Genomic DNA, 17,911 nt, shown 5'->3' on the forward strand with positions numbered 1-17,911 from the left:
TCGGACAGATCAGTTTTCGGGCAGCTGCATGGCCACGCACAGCCCACCGCCGTCGCGGTTGTGCAGCGACAGGCGGCCGCCGTGGGCTTCGATGATCTCGCGCGTCAGCGCCAGGCCCAGGCCGGTGCCGTTGCGCTTGGTGGAATAGAACGGCACCAGCGCGTTCTGCAGCACCGCGTCGTTCATGCCGGTGCCGCGGTCCATCACTTCGATGCGCACCCAGCCGGGCAGGCGGGCGACGCGCACCGACACGCCGTCGGCGGCCGTGCCGGATTCGTGCGCATTCTTCAGCAGGTTCAGCAGCGCCTGCTCGATCTGCGCCAGATCGATGCGGCCTTCGACGTCGGCATCGTGCATCTCCAGCTCGAAACCGATCTGGCGCTGCAGACCCTCCAGGAAGCCGCGCCAGCGAACCGTCTGCAACTGCGGCTGGGGCAGCTTGGCGAAGCGCGCATAGCCGCGGATGAAGCCTTCCAGGTGGCGTGCGCGGTCCTCGATGGTGCCGAAGACTTCCTCCAGCCGCTCAAGCTTGCCTCGCCGGACCAGCTCCGCGCCGGAGTGCGCCAGCGACGCCACCGGCGCCAGCGAGTTGTTGAGCTCGTGGCTGATCACGCGGATCACCTTCTTCCACGTCATCACTTCCTGCCGGCGCAATTCGTTGGTCAGCAGGCGCAGCAGCAGCAGTTCGTGCGGGCGGCCGTTGAGGCGGAAAGTGCGGCGTGCCAGGTGGTACACCTGTTCCTCGCCCTCCTCTTCCTCGCTGCCGATGGCGAACAGGCTGTCGCCGCTGCGGGCCAGCGCCTCGCGCATCTCCACCGGCGAGGCCGACAGCAGGCTGTCGTAATCCTGGCCTTCCAGTTTCCAGCCGCCATGCAGCAGCTTGCGCGCAGCGACATTGGCGAACACCACGCGCCGCACGCCGTCGCCTCCGGGCGCCACCAGCAGCATGGCCACCGGCGTGTTCTGCACCATCGTGTCGAGCAGCAGTTCGCGCTGCACCAGCGTCTGCCGCTGCTCGCGCAGGACTTCGCCCAGCGCGGCATGCGAACGCACGAGTTCGGCGAGTTCGTCGCTGCCCTGCCAGTGGATGCCGAAGTTGTACTCGCCGTCGCGATAGCTGTTGACGCTGCCGGACAACGCGCGGAACAGCGACCGCGTGCTGCGCAGGCCGCGGTGGATCGCCCAGGCCGCCAGGGGCAGGACGACGAGCGCCGACAGCAGCACCGCCAGCACGTCGTCCTGCAACCAGTGCGACAGCGCGACCGGCAGCACCAGGGCCACCGCCAGCAGGGGCAGCAGCCAGGACAGCACGCGGCCGGCGAGCGAGCGGCGGATCATGCGGCCTTGATGCCGAAGCGTTCCATGCGCCGGTACAGCGCCTGCCGGCTCATGCCGAGCTCGGTGGCGGCCTGCGCGATGACGCCGCCGGCGCGGGCGAGGGCGGCTTCGATGTCGGCGCGCTCCGGTTCGGCCGCGATCGCCGTGCGCGCGGGCGCGGGCTTGGGCAGGTTGAGGTCGCCGGCCTCGATGCGCTCGCCCATCGCCAGCAGGCCGGCGCGCTGGACGACGTTGCGCAGCTCGCGCACGTTGCCCGGCCAGGCGTGCCGCAGCAGCGCCGCGCGCGCGCTTTCGCCCAGCGGCTTGTCGTCGGGACGGAAGCGCTCGGCCAGGGGCAGGATGTCGCCCGGACGTTCGGCCAGCGGCGGCAACGCCAGTTCGATGGCATTGAGGCGGTAGTACAGGTCTTCGCGGAAGCTGCCGTCGCGGATCATCGCGGGCAGGTCCGCGTTGGTGGCGCTGATCACGCGGACGGTGACCTTGCGTTCCCGGTTGGACCCCAGCCGCTCGAAGCGGCCGGTCTCCAGCACGCGCAGCAGCTTCATCTGTCCGGTCAGCGGCAGGTTGCCGATCTCGTCCAGGAACAGCGTGCCGCCGTCGGCGGCTTCGAACTTGCCTTCGCGCGCCTTGTTGGCGCCGGTGTAGGCGCCCGCATCCGCACCGAACAGTTCGGCCTCGATCAGTTCCGACGGCAGCGCACCGCAGTTGAGGGTCACGAACGGCCCATGCTTCACGCTGGAGTTGGCCTGGATGATCTCGGCGATCTTTTCCTTGCCGGCCCCGTTGGGCCCGGTGATCAGCACCGGCAGGTCCGAGCGCGCCACCTGGCAGGCGAGCGCGACGACGCGTTCGCTGGCCGGGTCTTCGAACACCAGGTTGCGCAGGTCGTACTTCTGCTCCAGCTGGTGGCGGCTGCGGCGTTCGCGGCTGCGCCGGCGGTCGAGTTCGCGGCGCGTCTCGGCCAGTTCCAGCAGCGTGTTGACGGTGGCCAGGAGCTTGCGGTCGTCCCAGGGCTTGGCCACGTAGTCGGCGGCACCGGCCTTCACCAGGTTCACCGCCGCCTCCAGGTGCGTCCAGGCGGTCAGCAGGATCACCGGCATGTCCGGCCACTCGCTGCGCAGGTCGGCGAACAGCTGCTCGCCTTCCTGGCCCGAGGTGGTGTCCTGGCTGAAGTTCATGTCCTGGATGACCAGGTCCACCGGCTGCTCGCGCAGCATCGCCAGTCCGGCCGCCGGCGATTCGGCGTGCAGGGTGTCGATGTCGTGCAGGGAGAACAGCACTTCCAGCGCCGTGCTGACGGCCCGGTTGTCGTCGATGACGAGGATGGTAGGCATGCGCTATAGCCTAACCGAAGGGCTGCGGCTGACCAGGTGCGGCGGGATGTGCCGGACCAGTCGTGCAGGCCACGCAGCGGCCAGTTGCACGGCCAGCATCGCCCACGCGGCGGCAGCCAGCAGGGCCCCGTTTGGGGGTGCGGCAACGGACCCGGGCACAAGCTGCGGCAGCAGCCACCGTCCGCCCGCCAGCCCCACCGCCGCTGCCGCGCAGGCCAGGCCCAGGTACTCCAGACGCAACCGCCGCGCGAGTTGGCGGCCGGTGGCGCCGGCGGCGCGGCGCAGGCTGAACTCCCTTGCATGTTCCTGCACCCAGCGCTGTCCGCCGAGCATCAGCAGGCCCAGTGTCGAGGCCCACCATGCGATGCAGGCGCCCGACCACCACCACGCGCGGGAGCGCGGCGCATGCAGCGACGCTTCGCGCAGCGCGGCCATGTCCACGGGATCGGCCACCACGGCGGAGGGATAGGCGGTGGACAGCGCGGCCTGGATGCGTGTTGCGACGACCTGCGGATCGGCGGCATGGCGGACGATGAAACGGGCTTCGGCTGCGCGCGCCATCCGTACCGGCAGCAGCACCGCCAGGTTGCCCGTATCGCGGGCGCCTGCGGGCGGAGGCAGGCGTTCGAACACGCCCACCACCTGCAGCCGTGCGCCCGGAGCCATCTGCAACGGGCGGCCAAGCGGGTCCGAGTCGCCGTACAGCCGGGCGGCCAGGGCCGAGGACAGCAGGACCGAGCGGGTGCCGGCCTGCAGATCGGACGGGTCGCCGCGGTAGTCGTGGAATTCGTGCGTCATGAAATGCCGGCCCGCCGATGTCTCCAGGCCGAGCGTCAAAGCGAACGTCTCGTCGACCAGGAACATCGACGCGATGTGCTTCGACGCCGGGCGCGTCGCGGTCCACACCTGCGCGCTCCACGCGATGGCGCCGTACGGCGCCTGGTTGGCGGCGGTCGCCGACAGCACGCCCGGGACGTTGCGCAGACGGCCGAGCACGGCGGGGACGCCCGGATCCGCTGCCGGCGCCGTCTGCATCCACGGCACCAGCAGCAGGCCGGTGCCGTCGATCCCGTCGGGGGCGGCGCGCGCCATGCGCAGCGCGGTGGTCGCCTGCCAGGCCTGCAGGCACAGCACCACGCCGATCGCCAGTTGCAGCACGATCCACCCGATGCCCGCATGGTGGCGCCCCAGCAGCAGGAAGGAAGACATGGAAACCCCGGAGGGCCGCGCACGCCGGCGGGGCGTGCGCGGCAGCGAGCGGAAGGTTCAGGCGGTGCGGGTGGCGACCGCCGGCGGCACCGAAGCCGCCTTGCGCGCCGGGCCGTACACCGCCACCTGGCCCAGCAGCCACAGCAGCACCGCACCGACCGGCAGATAGAACAGGGGCAGGCGCGGCAGCTCGTACCTGCCCATCAGCATCTGGTTGATGCCGTAGGCCAGGATCATGCCGATGACGATGCCCAGCGTGGCCAGGAGGAAGTTCTCGGTCTGGAAGTAGCGCAGGATCTGGCCGCGGGTGGCGCCCAGTGCGCGGCGGATGCCGATCTGCTTGGTGCGCTGCTGCACCCAGAAGCTGGCCAGGCCCACGATGCCCAGTGCCGTCACCACCAGCAGGGCCACGATCACCGCCACCAGCAGCCACGCCATCGCGCGGTCTTCGCGGTAATAGGTGTGGATGACGTCGCTGAAGGTGCCGTCGCGCAGGATCAGGCGGCGGGCGCTGTTCTTCTCCAGTTGCGCGACGGCGGCCTTGACGACTTCCTCGCGGCGCTCCGGCGATGTGCGCAGCACGAAGCGGCCCATCGTCAGGTCGCGCACCGGCAGGATCATGGTGTAGCCATGCTCGGCCGGGCCGCCGTTGTCGTTGGTGCGGATCAGGCGGTCCACCACGCCGACCACCTTGTGGGGAATGTCGTCGCTGTTCCACGAGTAGATGTTCTTGCCGATCGCGCTCTCGCCCGGGAACAGCTTCTGCGCGACCTCTCGGCTCAGGATGACGGCCGGGATGCTGGTCTTGGAGTTAGCCTCGTTGAGCGCCGTCCAGTTGCGGTACTCGTCCGGCGTGAAGTCGCGTCCCTCCACCAGCTGCAGCCCGAAGGTGTCGATGATGCCTTCGCCCAGGTACACGTTGGCGTTGAGGTTCGGGCGTTCCTGTTGCGGCTGCAGGCTGATGGAACTGTTCCAGGACGAGTTGTCGAACGGGACGTGGTTGATGCTGTTGGCCGCCTTCACGCCGGGGAGGGCGCGCAGGCTGGCCACGTCCTGCTTGACCAGCGCGTCGGCGTCGTCGGCTTCGCCGATGCCGCCGACGTTGATGCGGACCAGTTCGTTGTCGACCAGGCCGGTGGGGCGATGCATGCGTTCCAGGCGGTTGTTGATCAGGAACACGGCGTTGCAGATGATCGCGCACGACAGCGCCACTTCCAGCACGATCAGTGCGGCGGCGGTCTTGTGGCGGGCCAGTGTCGAGATGATGGGGCGGATGTCCATGGCGGGCCTCTGGGAAAGATGGATCACTGGCTCTTGAGCTGGATGGCGGGGGTCACCTGCATGGCCCGCCAGGCGGGCAGCAGCCCCGCCAGTAGGCTGGCCAGGATCGCCAGGGCGAACGTCATCGCCAGCATGGTCATGTCCATGTGCGCCAGTTCGGCGTAGCCTGCCGGCTGCTGGCGTACCGCCCACAGGCCCAGCCACGCCAGCGCCAGGCCCAGCAGGCCACCCACCAGGCCCACGGTGCCGGCTTCCACCAGGCACTGCGCGAAGATCGCCTTGCGCGTGGCGCCCAGAGCGCGGCGCACGCCGATCTGCGAGGAGCGGCCCAGGAACTTGGCCAGCAGCAGGCCCACGGTGTTGAGCAGGCACACGGCGAGGAAGCCGAAGGCCAGCCATACCTGCAGGCGCACGTCGCTGGGCACGGCGTTGTTCTTGTCCAGCCATTCCATCACGTTGTGCAGGTCGACGTTGGTGGGGCGCTCGAAGCGACCGGCGGCGCGCTGCTGGTCGGAGTAGTTGGCCAGGTACTGCTTGTAGGCCTGGACCTTGGCCGGCGAATCCAGTTCCACCCAGTACTGCAACCACGAGCACGGCGCATTGGGGCCCGTGGATCCTTCTTCGTCGGTGGTTTCGCCCCAGCAGTTCATGTTGCCCTGGTTGCCGAGCTTCAGCGCGCGCGAGGTCCAGAACGGAACGAAGATCTGCTCGACTTCGGTGAAGCGGTCGTTGGTCATGTCGTAGAACTTGGGCGTGGGCCGCCAGTCCTCCATCACGCCGATGATGCGGAACGTCTGCCCCGACGCCTGCAGGTTGCGCCCCACGCTGTTGGCGCCGTTGAACAGCTTGTCGTTGAGGGTCTGCGAGATCACCGCCACCCGCGCCCGCGACTCGTCGTCGCCGGCGTTCCAGCCGTTGCCGAAGCGGAAGGGCACTTCGAACATCGGGAAGAAGTCGGCGGTGGTGTAGCGGGCGTCGACGGCGAAGGGGGCGATCTTGCCGTCCTCCGATTCCACCGCCATCGAACCGCCGCTCATGAAGGCTTGGCGGTCGCCCTTCTTGTCGCGCAGCAGGCGCTCGGCGTCGTAGCGGGTGAACTGGTCCTCCGGCTCGTCGCCGGGGGTGAATCCGTTCATGGCGCGGGGGTCGATGCGCGGGTAGAACAGCTTGTCGCTCTTCTGCGGGATGGGGTCGCCCGACAGCACGTAGAACACGGTCAGCGTGGTCATGCTGGCGCCGATGCCGAGTGCGATGGCCAGCACCATCAGGAAGGTCAGCGCCTTGTTGCGCTTGAAGCTGCGCAGCGCCAGTGCGAAGTAGTAGCCGAACATGCGGGTTCTCCTCAGGCGGAGGCGTTGGCTTCGGCGGCGTGCGCCGCGCGGATCAGCGCGGGCTCCACCGACAGGTCGGTGGCCATGCCGTCGACGATGTGCACGTTGCGCTGCGCACGCGCGGCCAGTTCGGGATCGTGGGTGACCATGATGATGGTGGTGCCCTGGCGGTTGATTTCCTCCAGCAGCTCCATCACGCCGCGCGCCATCTGCGAGTCCAGGTTGCCGGTGGGTTCGTCCGCCAGCAGCAGGCGCGGGCTGCCGGCCAGCGCGCGTGCGATGGCGGTGCGCTGCTGCTGTCCGCCCGAGAGTTCGGCCGGGTAGTGCTTCATGCGCGAGCCCAGGCCCACGCGGGCCAGCGCGTCCTCGATGCGCTGCCTGCGCTCGGCCGCCGGCATGCCGCGGTAGCGCAGCGGCACGTCGACGTTGTCGAACAGGTTGAGATCCGGGATGAGGTTGAAGCCCTGGAAGATGAAGCCGATCTTCTGGTTGCGCAGGCGCGAACGCGCGTCGTCGCCCAGGTGGCTGACGTCCTGGCCGTCGAGCAGGAACTGCCCGCCGGTGAAGGTTTCCAGCAGGCCGGCGATGTTGAGGAAGGTGGTCTTGCCCGAGCCCGACGGACCGGTGACGGCGACGAACTCGCCCTCGCGGACATGCAGGTCCAGGGAACGCAGCGCATGCGTTTCCACCTGTTCGGTGCGGTAGACCTTGGCGACTTGGCGCATCTCTAGCATGGGTGGATTCTCTCTGGACTGTAGGTGTTGGGGTTGGGGCGAGGAACGAGGGGCGAGGAACGAGGAACGAGGAACGAGAGGTCAGAAGCGACAAGCGAGGAGCAGGTGCGCTAGGGGCGCCGAAATGTCCATACTCGTTCCTCGTTCCTCTCCACTCGTTCTTCAATTGACCGAGACACGCTCGGCATCGCCGAACTGGTCGCTGCCGGAGACGACCACCTTGTCGCCTGGCTGCAGGCCGCCCAGCACTTCGACGTGGCTCAGGCTGCTGGCGCCCAGTTGCACCGGGCGGCGCACGGCCGAGCCGCCGTCCATGACATAGGCCTGGCGGCCGCCCCCTGTTCGACGAACGGGCCGCGTTCGACCATCAGCACGTTGCGGCGCGTTTCCATCAGGATGCGCGCGGACAGGCGCTGGTTCTGGCGCAGGCCGGGGGGCTGCTTGTCGGAGAAGCGCAGGCGGGTGACGACCTCGCCGTTCACCACTTCCGGCGATACGGCGGAAATCTCGCCCGGGTAGGGCTGGCCGGCGCTGGTCAGCGTGGCCGGCATGCCGATGGCCAGGTCGCGGGCGAAGCTCTCGGGCACCTTGATCTCGACCTCGAACACCGACAGGTCCACCACGCTCAGCACCGGCGCGTTGATGGCCACGTTGGAACGCTGCACGGCCTGGATCTGGCCGACCTGGCCATCGAACGGCGCGCGCAGGGTCAGGGCATCCACCTGGCGCTGCACTTCGGCCACCACCGCGCGCTGGCGCTCGGCCAGCAGCTGCTTGTTGCGCGCATCCAGGCCGGCGCCCTGGCCCTGCAGGCCCGCATCCTTGCGTGCGTGGGCCAGCGCGATCTCGGCCTTGCGCAGATTGTCCTGCGCTTCCAGCACGTCGACCTGCGGCACCGCGCCGCCCTCGAATCCGCGCTGGTAGCGCTGCAGCGTGCGCTCGGCCGCCTGGCGCTCGATCTCGGCCTGGTCCAGCGCCTTCTGCGCATTGGCGCGGGTGACGCTGGCATCCAGCGTGGCACGGCTGGCTTCGGCTTCCAGGCCGGCCAGCGTGGTCTGCTCCTGCGCCAGCTTGCTGCGCAGTTCGGGGCTGTCGATCTCGGCCAGCGGCTGGCCCTGGGTCACCTTGTCGCCGGCCACCACCTTCAGGGTGACCACGCCCCCGGCCACGGCGTACAGGGTGGGACTGTTGGCGGCGATGACGCGGCCATCGGCGGCGATGTCGCGCACCAGGTCGCCCCGGGTGACTTCGGCGATGCGCAGCCGGGCGCCGTCCACCGACGTGGTGCCCGCCAGCCAGCCGCGCGCGGCGAACACGATGCCGGCCAGCAGCAGGGCAGCCCCGGCGGCGGGCCACACCCAACGGCGCCAGGCCGGGCGGGCCTGGGTGGAACTGAGCACTCGGTCTTGCGCGGAGGTGTCCCGAATCATCGTCGGCATGCGTTCTTTGGAATGACCTGCCGTAATCAGCAGGATGCGTGCCAAACGCAAGCGATTGATTCAAAAAGGGGTTTGCCCGGCGATCCAGGCTGTCCGGGTGTCCGCGGACACTCGCCGGACAGGGCCGGTCCAGCGCCGGACACGTAGAATGTCCGTTCGTTTCACTCAGAAGGAAGACGCAGGCCTATGTGCGGAATTGTGGGCGCGATCGCCGATCGCGACGTGGTGCCGGTACTGATCGAAGGACTGAAACGGCTGGAATACCGGGGCTACGATTCCGCGGGCATCGCGGTGGTCGAGCAGCAGGACGTGCGCCGCGTGCGCCGCACCGGCCGCGTGGCCGAGATGGAGGGTGCCGCCGCCGCCGAGGGCTTCCATGCAAGCCTCGGCATAGGCCATACGCGCTGGGCGACCCACGGTGGCGTCACCGAGGCCAATGCGCATCCGCACATCAGCCACGGCGTGGCGCTGGTGCACAACGGCATCATCGAGAACCACGAGGAACAGCGCGAGAAGCTGCGCGCGCTGGGCTACGTGTTCGAGTCGCAGACCGATACCGAGGTCATCGCCCACCTGATGCACCACCACCTGAAGGGCGGCGACGACCTGCTGGCCGCGCTGCAGCGCACGGTGAAGGAGCTCACCGGCGCCTACGCGCTGGCCGTGGTCAGCCGCAAGGAGCCCGACCGCATGGTCTGTGCGCGCATGGGCTGCCCGCTGCTGATCGGCCTGGGCGAGGGGGAAAACTTCATCGCCTCCGACGTCTCCGCCATCATCCAGGCCACGCGCCGCGTGATCTTCCTGGAGGAGGGCGATACCGCCGAAGTCACGCGCCAGTCGGTGCGGGTTTTCGATGGCAAGGACCAGCCCGTGCAGCGCGACGTGCACGTGTCCGATGTCTCGCTGGCCTCGCTGGAACTGGGCCCGTACCGCCACTTCATGCAGAAGGAAATCCACGAGCAGCCTCGCGCGATCGCCGACACCATCGAAGCCGTGGTCGATGGCGGTTTCTCGCCTGCGCTGTTCGGCGCCAACGCCGAAGCGGCGCTGAAGGACATCGAGGGCGTGCAGATCCTCGCCTGCGGCACCAGTTACTACGCCGGCATGACCGCGCGCTACTGGCTGGAAGCCATCGCCGGCGTGCCGTGCAACGTCGAGATCGCCAGCGAATACCGCTACCGCGCCGCGTACGCGAACCCCAAGCACCTGATCGTCACCATCTCCCAGTCCGGCGAAACGCTGGACACGATGGAGGCGCTGAAATACGCCAAGTCGCTGGGCCACCAGCACACGCTGTCGATCTGCAACGTGCCCGAGAGTGCCATCCCGCGCGCCAGCGAGCTGGTCTGCTATACCCGCGCCGGCGCCGAGATCGGCGTGGCCTCCACCAAGGCCTTCACCACCCAGCTGGCGGCGCTGTTCCAGCTGACCGTCGTGCTGGGCAAGCTGCGCGGCAAGGTTGCGCCGGAACAGGAAGCCGACTACCTGGAACAACTGCGCCACCTGCCGGGCAGCGTGCAGCACGCACTGAACCTGGAACCGCAGATCGCCGCGTGGGCCGAGCGCTTCGCGCCCAAGTCCGACGCCCTGTTCCTCGGCCGCGGCCTGCACTACCCGATCGCGCTGGAAGGCGCGCTCAAGCTGAAGGAAATCTCCTACATCCACGCCGAGGCCTATCCGGCCGGCGAGCTGAAGCACGGCCCGCTGGCGCTGGTGGATGCGGACATGCCGGTGGTGGTGATCGCGCCCAACGACGTGCTGCTGGAGAAGGTGAAGTCCAACATGCAGGAAGTGCGCGCGCGCGGCGGCGAACTGTTCGTCTTCACCGACCAGGACAGCCACTTCAGCGCGTCCGAAGGCGTGCACGTCATCCGCACCCCGCGCCACGTGGGCGTGCTGAGCCCCATCGTGCACACCATCCCGGTGCAGTTGCTGGCCTACCACACCGCCCTGGCCCGCGGCACCGACGTGGACAAGCCGCGTAATCTGGCCAAGTCGGTGACGGTGGAATAGGCCTGCCCCGGATGCCGGAAGCGAAGCGGGCCGCCCCAGGGCGGCCCGCTGCTTTCCAGGCGTCGTGGATCCGCGTGGGCGATCAGGCTGCGGGGGTGCCCGCGGTCGGCAGCGCCAGCCGCTTCTCCAGGTCTTCGCGCATGTCCACCAGTTCGGTGGACAGCTGCTTGCGCTTGGCCATGCCTTCGCGGTGGATCTCGCGGACCTCCTCGACCGTGCGGATCAGGGTCTCGTTGACGGTGCGCAGGGTTTCGATGTCGATCACCGAGCGCTGATTGGCCCGCGCCGTGCCGACGGCGGTGGCGTGCACCAGCTCGGCGTTCTTGCGCATCAGCTCGTTGCTGGCGTCGTCGATGGCGGTGGCCAGTTCGACCGCATTGCGCTGGTCGGCCAGCGACAACTGGATGGCGAACTGGTTGCGCCACATCGGGATGGTGACATCGCGCACCGCGCTGAACTTCTCGATCAGCTGGATTGCATTGGCCTGGATCAGTCGGATCATCGGCAGCGTCTGGTCGGCCGCGTGCTGCAGCACCTGCAGGTCGGACACGCGCTTGTCGATCAGGCGCAGCGCCGTGTCGAGCGCGGCGCGGCGGGTACGCGAGCCGGGATCCTCCTGGCCGGACAGCGACGCCAGTTCCGCTTCCAGTTCGGCAATGCGCACGCGCCCGGCGGCCACATGCACGCCCAGTTCCCGGCGCTCGTCCAGCACGATGTCGTGCATCTGGTCGTACTCGCGCACGCGCTGCTGCTGGATCTGCTGGGTCTTGGCGACATCGCCCATCAGTTGGTCGATCTGCCTGTTGGTCGAACTATAGCGCTGAATCAGGTCGTCCTTCGTCGCGCGCAGCTTGTCGATCAGTGGCCCAAGGATCGGCAGTTTCGAGCGGCCGTGGAACGAGTCGAGATTCAGCGCGCGCGCGATACGCACGACCTCGCCCAGCTTGTCGCCGCTGCCGTCGAGGTCGGCGTTGCGAACCTTGTCCAGCAGTTGCGTGCTGAAGGCGCTGGTCCGGGTGGTCGCTTCGCGGCCGTACGTATGCAGGTTGCCGGGTGCGATGTCCTGCAGCGCCTTCGCCGCTTCCTGGATGCGAGGGATGTCGGCGCTTTGCAAGCCCAGGTCGGTGAGCAGTTGCGGCGACAGCGCCGCGGGCACCAGCGTCTGTTCGGGGTTCGTCGTCGTCATGGGGCCTCCTGGGGATGGGTGCGCTGCGCAGCCGGCACCTGGGGGGCGGCCGGCGAGGGCAGGTGTTCGATGTGGGCTTCCAGCTCATCTATTGTCCGCATGGCGGAGGATAGCTGCATTCTGTGGTCGGCACCGGCGGCGACGCCGAACTGCTGGTCCAGCAGTACGGTGAGCCGGGGAAGCTGCTGCGCGTGACGCTCGGCGATGGCGAGCGCATTGGCGGCGACGAGTTCCAACTGGCTGGCGGTGATCTCGTAGGCACTGCGCAGCATGACGAGATGCGCCAGGCGTGGCGCGCCGCCTTCCTCCGTGGCCTGCCGGCGCGCGAGGCCGTCGATCTCATGCTGCAGCTGCGCACAGGCCTCGCGCAACCGCTGCGCATGCGTGGCGAGCGACGCGTGCTGGTTGCGCAACCGCGACGCTTCGAAGCCGGCCTGCCGCAGCAGGATGCCGCTGCGCTCGCGCAGCGACCGCGCCTCGGCGGCGAGACGGATGTCGCGGCCGATCAGCCGGCCCCAGAAGCCGACGCTGCGGCGCAGCGCGCGTGGATCGGCGGACAGGAGCACCGTGCGCAGGTCGCGCAGTGTCGCCTGCAGGTCGCCCGCACCCGCCTGCGCCAACGCGCGGATGGCGGCTGCGTGTTCGGGCAGGCCGATGGCGTCGGCGTCCGTGGGAAGCGGCAGGCTCACCTCCACGGCCCCTCTTCTTCATTCTCGTCTGGCGTCGACGGCGATACGTCCAGCGTGGGCGTCGGCCGCTCCTCCTTGAATGCAAGGCTGGCGATCACCCGGTCGAACTCCGCTTCGCGCGGCGAACGGGACTTGGCCTTGCGCGCACCCGCTGACACGGGTGTCGCGGCGGTGCTGCGCATTGCCTGCGCCAGCGCGACGAGGGCGGCGTTGAGCTGGTCTTGCCGCGCCATCGTCTGCTGCAGAGCCTCCAATACGGGGGCGGTGTCCAAGACGGGCGCCGCGGGAGCGGACGCGGCCGACGTCGCGGCCTCTGGCGCGCGCAGCGCATGCAGCGCGGCGAGCAGCGCTTCCCACGGAGCGGGTGCAGCGGCTTCGACCGGCGCAGGTTCGCCCAGCCGCTGCAGGCCTACCGCGATGTCGGCCAGCTGCGCAACCACGCGTCCGCCAACATCGGCTTCGTCCGCGCCCATCGCCTTGTTGCGCAGGAAGTCGGCCTTGATCTGCTGCCAGCGCGCCTGTTCTTCGGCGCTCAGCGTGCCGCGCAACTCGCCCAGCTTGAGCAGGTTCTCCTCCGCACCGGTAGTGAGCAGCTGCGCCTCGCCCAGGTAGTGGTCGGAGATCAGCTGCTGCAGTTCGGCGGCGTTCATCACCGGCGAGATCTTCTCCGCCAGCTTGTTCATGTTGCGATAGCTGCCCTGCAGTCGGAACGGCGGCTCCACGCGGTACTTGTCCGCCTGCGCGGCGCTGGCGATGTACTGCTGGTTGACGCGGTAGACCACGTCGCGCACGGTCAGCAGGCGCTGCAGCACCGCGACGATCTCGCCGATTTCCGCGCCGCTGTAGGCATGCGACAGCTGGTTGGTACTGACCTCCTTGCCGCGCGCCTTGTCGACCAGCAGGTAGAGGTCGGCCATGTCGCGGGTCGCCAGCGGCGCCAGCACCGGATTGGAGGTCAGGCAGTTCTCCACGTAGCTCAGCAGGAAGGCGTCTTCCATGCCGCCCAGCACGTCGCCCAAGTTGTAGATATCGGCGCGGTTGGCCAGCATGTCCGGGATCTTGAAGACCTCGCCGGACTCCGTGTACGGATTGCCCGCCATCACCACCGCGAACTTGCGTCCGCGCATGTCGTAGGTCTTGGTCCTGCCGCGCCAGACACCCTCGATGCGGCGCGTGCCGTCGCACAACGAGATGAACTTCTGCAAGAACTCGGGGTGCGTGTGCTGGATGTCGTCGACATACAGCATCACGTTGCTGCCTATCTCCAGCGCCAGGTTGAGCTTCTCCAGTTCTTGCCGCGAGGTGGCGTCCGGCGCCTGTGCAGGATCCAGCGAGCGCACCTCATGGCCCAGTGCCGGCCCGTTGATCTTCATGAAGACCAGTCCAAGCCGGTGCGCCACGTACTCCATCAGCGTGGTCTTGCCATAGCCCGGCGGCGAAATCATCATCAGCAGGCCCATCAGGTCGCTGCGCTTGTTCTCGCCGACGGTGCCCATCTGCTTGGCGAGATTGTCGCCGATGACGGGCAGATAGACGTCGTTGATCAGCCTGTTGCGCACGAACGAACTCAGCGGACGTGCCTTGAACTCGGACAGGCGCATCGCGGAGCGTTCCCGTTGCGCCACCTCGCCACGCAGAGTCTGGTACCGCTGCCACGCGGGTACGAACTGCTCGCAGTGTTCGGCGAAGCGGGCCGGCAGGTCGTCCACCGCCAGCGCCAGCCGTCCCTCGCGGATGCGCGCGTGTTCGCCCAGCAGGCCGTCGACGGCGGCCATCAGCGTGACGTGCTCGACCATGTGGGTCAGGTGCGGACCATGCCGCAGCAGCGCGATCGCTTCCGGCACGTACGCCGCCAGATGAGCCTGGTCGGGCAAGGCAGTCAACGCCTCGAGCGCCTGGCGCAATAGCGACCAGGCCCCGGCGGGCCGCCCATCTAGGCGTTGCAGTGCGCTGGTCAGCGCGCCGCCGCTGGTCTCATCGGTCAGGCGCGTGCGGAACGCCGTCGCCAGTGCGTCGGCGTAGTGGGTGAATCGGAACGTGGGTGTCGCGGTGGTGACGGTGTCCGTCAGGAACGCAGCGGCGGCCGGGGCGTCGGTGGCGGCGAAGGGCAAGGCATCGCGCTGCAGCCACTCGACAAGCGTGGCCGCCAGTTCGTCGCGGAGCGTCGGGAGGGCGCGTCCGGCCGGCGACAGGGCATCGATGGCGCGTGCCGCCCGGATCCGGTCGACCGTGTCGTGCGTCACCGCATCGCTGCGGCACCACCATGCCACCGCCAGCGCGCGCGCCGCCGGAGCGTACTGCAGCGTGCCGGCGGCTTGCCGTAACGGCAGGTAGGCGCGCAGGATGGCAGCGGCATCGTGGTCGTGGATCCCCTTCTCGTAGCCGTCGCGGTAACGCGGTGCGGCATAGTCGCGCACGATCCGGTCCAGGGCTTCCGGATCGGCCAGTGCATGTTCCAGACCCTGCATGCTGAGTCCGCCTCCGCCCGCGATGGCATCCTGCAGCAGGCGGCATGCGAGATACTCGCCGCGGTACAGCGTGGGCGATTCGGATTCGAGGGTGACGTTCCAGTAGGCGCGCAGCGCATCCAGCGCCGGTTCCTGCAGGGGCTCCAGATAGTCGGTGCCGGTCAGGTGCACGGCCAAGGTGTCGCCACGCGGGATCAGGGTCAGATCCAGCGGCTGCGTGTTGACGCTGAAGCGGTGGCGCGGTCCCAGGCGGATGACGTTGCCGGCGTCCTCGAACAGGTCGCTGCGGTCGCGCAGTCCGCGCACGGCCTGGTCGCGTGCGCCCTTGATGCGCGCCTCGATATCGTCGGCCTTCACCGAGTCCTTCAGCTCGCGCAGACGACCGGCCAGCTCGCGCAGCTTCAGGATCAGCGCGTCGCCGGCGAAGAAGGCGTTGAGTTCGTCCGGCGTAGTGAAGCGCTCGGTGCGTCGGGGCAAGCCTTCGAGGATACGGCTGGCGGCCTCCTGCACCGATTGCGTCTTGCGCTGGCGCTCGTCCAGCAGCGCCTGCTTGTGGGCTTCGAAAGCCTCCAGCATTTCCTCGCGCTTGGACAGGATGTCGCTCAGGAATCGCTCGTGTTCGCCGAACTGGCTCTCCAGTTCTTCCAACTGCACCATCAGGCGCGACAGCTGCTCGTCGGCGCGCTCCGGCGTGGTCGCCATCGCCAGTGCGTTGCTCACGGCCTGGCTGAAGAGGGTGAACTGCGCTCCGAACTGGGCGACGGTCTCGGCAGAGCCGAGTTCGCGGCGGCGCTGGGTGGCGCGTGCGCGGGTCTGATTGAGGCGGGCGTAGATGGCTGACAGCGCGTCCACCACCCGCGTGCGCTGGGTGGCATCGTCCACCTTCAGTGTGGCCATCAGCTCGGACAACATGTCCAGCTCGCCGGACATGGCCTGCATGGCGTCGACGGCCTCGCCCAGCTCGCGCGCGCTGCCGGCTTTGTGGGCCTGCTCGTCCAGCGCGGCCAGACGTTGCTGGAAGGGCTGCAGCGCCTTCTCGCCCGAAAGGAAGGTGCCGGTCGCCGCGCCGATGCGCGCGTGCGCTTCCTGCAGCCCCGTCGTCATCGCGTCGATGGCGGCGGTATCGATGTAGCGGTAGTCGCGAATCGTCAACAGGTGCCCGCGCAGCCGCGACACCGCGCCGAGTGCGTCGACGAACTCGCCCACTTGCTGCCAGCCCTCCGGCTGCAGGCGGCCGACGAGCGCACGGTGGTCGCGTTGCGCCCGTTCCAACGCTATGTCCGACTGCCGGCGGATCTCCTGGACCTTCTCGTATTCGTCCAGCACCGATTCGCCGGTGGCGGCGATGTCGTGCAGCAGGGTGGCCAGCCCGTCGCACTGCGCGTCGTCGATCCAGTGGTGCAGGTCGAACAGCCGGCGCGTTGCATGGGTCAGCAGCTGGTAACGCTGTGCGGACACGTCCCCGCGTTCGATCTCGCGCGCCAGGTCCAGCAGATTGGACATGGCGCGGACCAGTTCGGCGTTGCCCAGGCGTCCCATGAACGACGTGCCCGGCGGCCGTGCTGCGGCGAACTCGTCCGAGGTGAACGGCGTCTGCCACACTTGCATCTGGTGCACGCGCGTGGGGTCGTCGTTCTCGGCACGGAACAGCACCATGCGGCCGTCGTGCAGGCGGGCGTACCCATGCGCCAGTACGGGCGGTTGCAGGCGGCGTTGGATCAGGTTGTAGACCAGCAGCGCGGCCTGACCGGTATCCCGTGCGTAGAAGACGTACAGTACGTCCTCGCCGTTGGGCGAGCGGATCGTGCGCTTGTACTGCATGTCCTGCACGGCGGCATCGAACGCCTTGTGTTCGCCGTTCTGCAGGTAGTAGCCGCCGGGAAAGATGATGCCGTGATCTTCCGGCAGCTGGATGCAGGCCTGCACGATGGCGTCCAGGCGCATGACCTTGCCGGTCAACGTGTTGTAGACCAGGCCGCGCCAGGTGCTCTCGCGATAGGGAAGCACTTTCAACAGGATCAACGAACCGACGCGCGCGTACTCGAACTGCGCGTCGTCCAGCGACTGCGTGCGGTCCTCTACCGGCTCGCTGTACACGCCGGCGCCGCTTTCGGTGTTGTTCTCGACCTTGATCGTCAGGTCGCCGCCGGTGGTCTCCACGAACAGCGTGTCGAGGATGTTCAGGTGCGGGTGGCGGCCACTGACTTCCATGTCCTTGGTCGCACGCTTCCATTCGAAATCGAACGGCGGCGGCAGCACGATGTCGCGCTCGCCGCGCGCGTCCAGGTAGTTCACGTCGCCGTCCGCGGTCAGCGTCCAGCGGAACACGCGCACATCGGTATTCTTCAGGCCGATCTGGAACGCCATCAGCAGTCGGCCGTCGCGAACGATCAGCTGCAGGAGCCGGGCATCCTTGTAGTAACTGTAGAGTTCGCCGAAGTCGCGCTGGAATGCGGCGTCGGCAAGGAAGCTGGCGTCGATGTCGACCGGCGCCACGTCATAGCCTTCGGCTGTCTCCACCAGCCGGTGGATGCCGAATACGTCGGCGACCGAGGTGGTGGTCTTGAGCCCCAGGTAGACGTTGAAGCCGAACAGCAGCAGGTCACCCACCTGCACGATGTCGCGGCCGACCGAGTTGTGCTCGGTGCGGATGCGCAGGCGCCCGATGGCCTCCATCCGGCTGTCGCCGAATTCCTGCAGCCTGCGGCCGTTGAGTGCCTCGACCAGCGTGCGCAGACGCACGCCCTGTTCGTCGAGGCGGCGGCGCAGCACCTCATAGGCGCCGCCTTGGGCGACGGCTTGGTCGACCTGCGCGTCGGAGGAGGGAACTTCGTTGTTCGGCGTAGCGGACATCAGGCCTCATCCTCGCCCGTCCTGGGCGGTCGATGC

Annotated in this window: 9 protein-coding genes and 2 pseudogenes; 1 reads left to right on the forward strand and 10 read right to left on the reverse strand. The window is 68.5% G+C overall.

What is annotated here, in order from left to right; translation table 11 throughout:
- Nucleotides 1–9: 9 nt before the first annotated feature.
- The 7 genes and pseudogenes from MUU77_RS02115 to MUU77_RS02145 form a co-directional block, all read right to left on the reverse strand.
- Nucleotides 10–1,410: pseudogene (locus MUU77_RS02115) on the reverse strand (ATP-binding protein); the annotation flags it as partial.
- Nucleotides 1,335–2,672 (reverse strand): sigma-54 dependent transcriptional regulator, encoded by a 1,338-nt coding sequence (locus tag MUU77_RS02120; protein ID WP_245091074.1) that lies wholly within the window; start codon nt 2,670–2,672, stop codon nt 1,335–1,337. The pseudogene MUU77_RS02115 and the gene MUU77_RS02120, both read right to left, overlap by 76 nt.
- A 3-nt stretch (nt 2,673–2,675) precedes the next feature.
- Nucleotides 2,676–3,881, reverse strand: coding sequence for an ABC transporter permease (locus MUU77_RS02125; RefSeq protein ID WP_245091076.1), 1,206 nt, complete (start codon nt 3,879–3,881; stop codon nt 2,676–2,678).
- Between the two features lie 57 nt (nt 3,882–3,938).
- Entirely contained in the window at nt 3,939–5,162 is a 1,224-nt protein-coding gene (locus MUU77_RS02130) for an FtsX-like permease family protein (protein ID WP_245091078.1), read from the reverse strand.
- 23 nt (nt 5,163–5,185) lie between these two features.
- The gene (locus MUU77_RS02135) at nt 5,186–6,493 is read right to left on the reverse strand and encodes an ABC transporter permease (RefSeq protein WP_245091080.1); all 1,308 of its coding nucleotides are present in this window, start codon (nt 6,491–6,493) and stop codon (nt 5,186–5,188) included.
- A gap of 11 nt (nt 6,494–6,504) precedes the next feature.
- Nucleotides 6,505–7,227 carry an ABC transporter ATP-binding protein gene (locus MUU77_RS02140; RefSeq protein ID WP_245091082.1) on the reverse strand — a complete coding sequence of 241 codons (723 nt, stop codon included), beginning with the start codon at nt 7,225–7,227 and terminating at the stop codon, nt 6,505–6,507.
- Nucleotides 7,228–7,389: 162 nt separating this feature from the next.
- A pseudogene (locus MUU77_RS02145) lies at nt 7,390–8,657 on the reverse strand (efflux RND transporter periplasmic adaptor subunit).
- 195 nt (nt 8,658–8,852) lie between these two features.
- Here MUU77_RS02145 and glmS point away from each other — a divergent pair.
- Nucleotides 8,853–10,679 (forward strand): glutamine--fructose-6-phosphate transaminase (isomerizing), encoded by a 1,827-nt coding sequence (gene glmS, locus MUU77_RS02150; protein ID WP_245091084.1) that lies wholly within the window; start codon nt 8,853–8,855, stop codon nt 10,677–10,679.
- An 82-nt stretch (nt 10,680–10,761) separates the two neighbouring features.
- Here the strand turns inward: glmS and MUU77_RS02155 are convergent, their stop codons facing one another.
- Genes MUU77_RS02155 through MUU77_RS02165 form a run of 3 tightly spaced genes read right to left on the reverse strand, consistent with a single transcriptional unit; the run spans nt 10,762 to nt 17,875 of the window.
- The gene (locus MUU77_RS02155) at nt 10,762–11,865 is read right to left on the reverse strand and encodes a toxic anion resistance protein (RefSeq protein WP_245091086.1); all 1,104 of its coding nucleotides are present in this window, start codon (nt 11,863–11,865) and stop codon (nt 10,762–10,764) included.
- Nucleotides 11,862–12,554 carry a hypothetical protein gene (locus MUU77_RS02160; protein WP_245091088.1) on the reverse strand — a complete coding sequence of 231 codons (693 nt, stop codon included), beginning with the start codon at nt 12,552–12,554 and terminating at the stop codon, nt 11,862–11,864. Before MUU77_RS02160 ends, MUU77_RS02155 begins: the two co-directional genes overlap by 4 nt.
- The gene (locus MUU77_RS02165; protein ID WP_245091090.1) at nt 12,551–17,875 is read right to left on the reverse strand and encodes a DNA repair ATPase; all 5,325 of its coding nucleotides are present in this window, start codon (nt 17,873–17,875) and stop codon (nt 12,551–12,553) included. Before MUU77_RS02165 ends, MUU77_RS02160 begins: the two co-directional genes overlap by 4 nt.
- Between the last annotated feature and the right edge of the window lie 36 nt (nt 17,876–17,911).

The organism is Pseudoxanthomonas sp. F37, from assembly GCF_022965755.1.
Lineage (GTDB): Bacteria > Pseudomonadota > Gammaproteobacteria > Xanthomonadales > Xanthomonadaceae > Pseudoxanthomonas_A.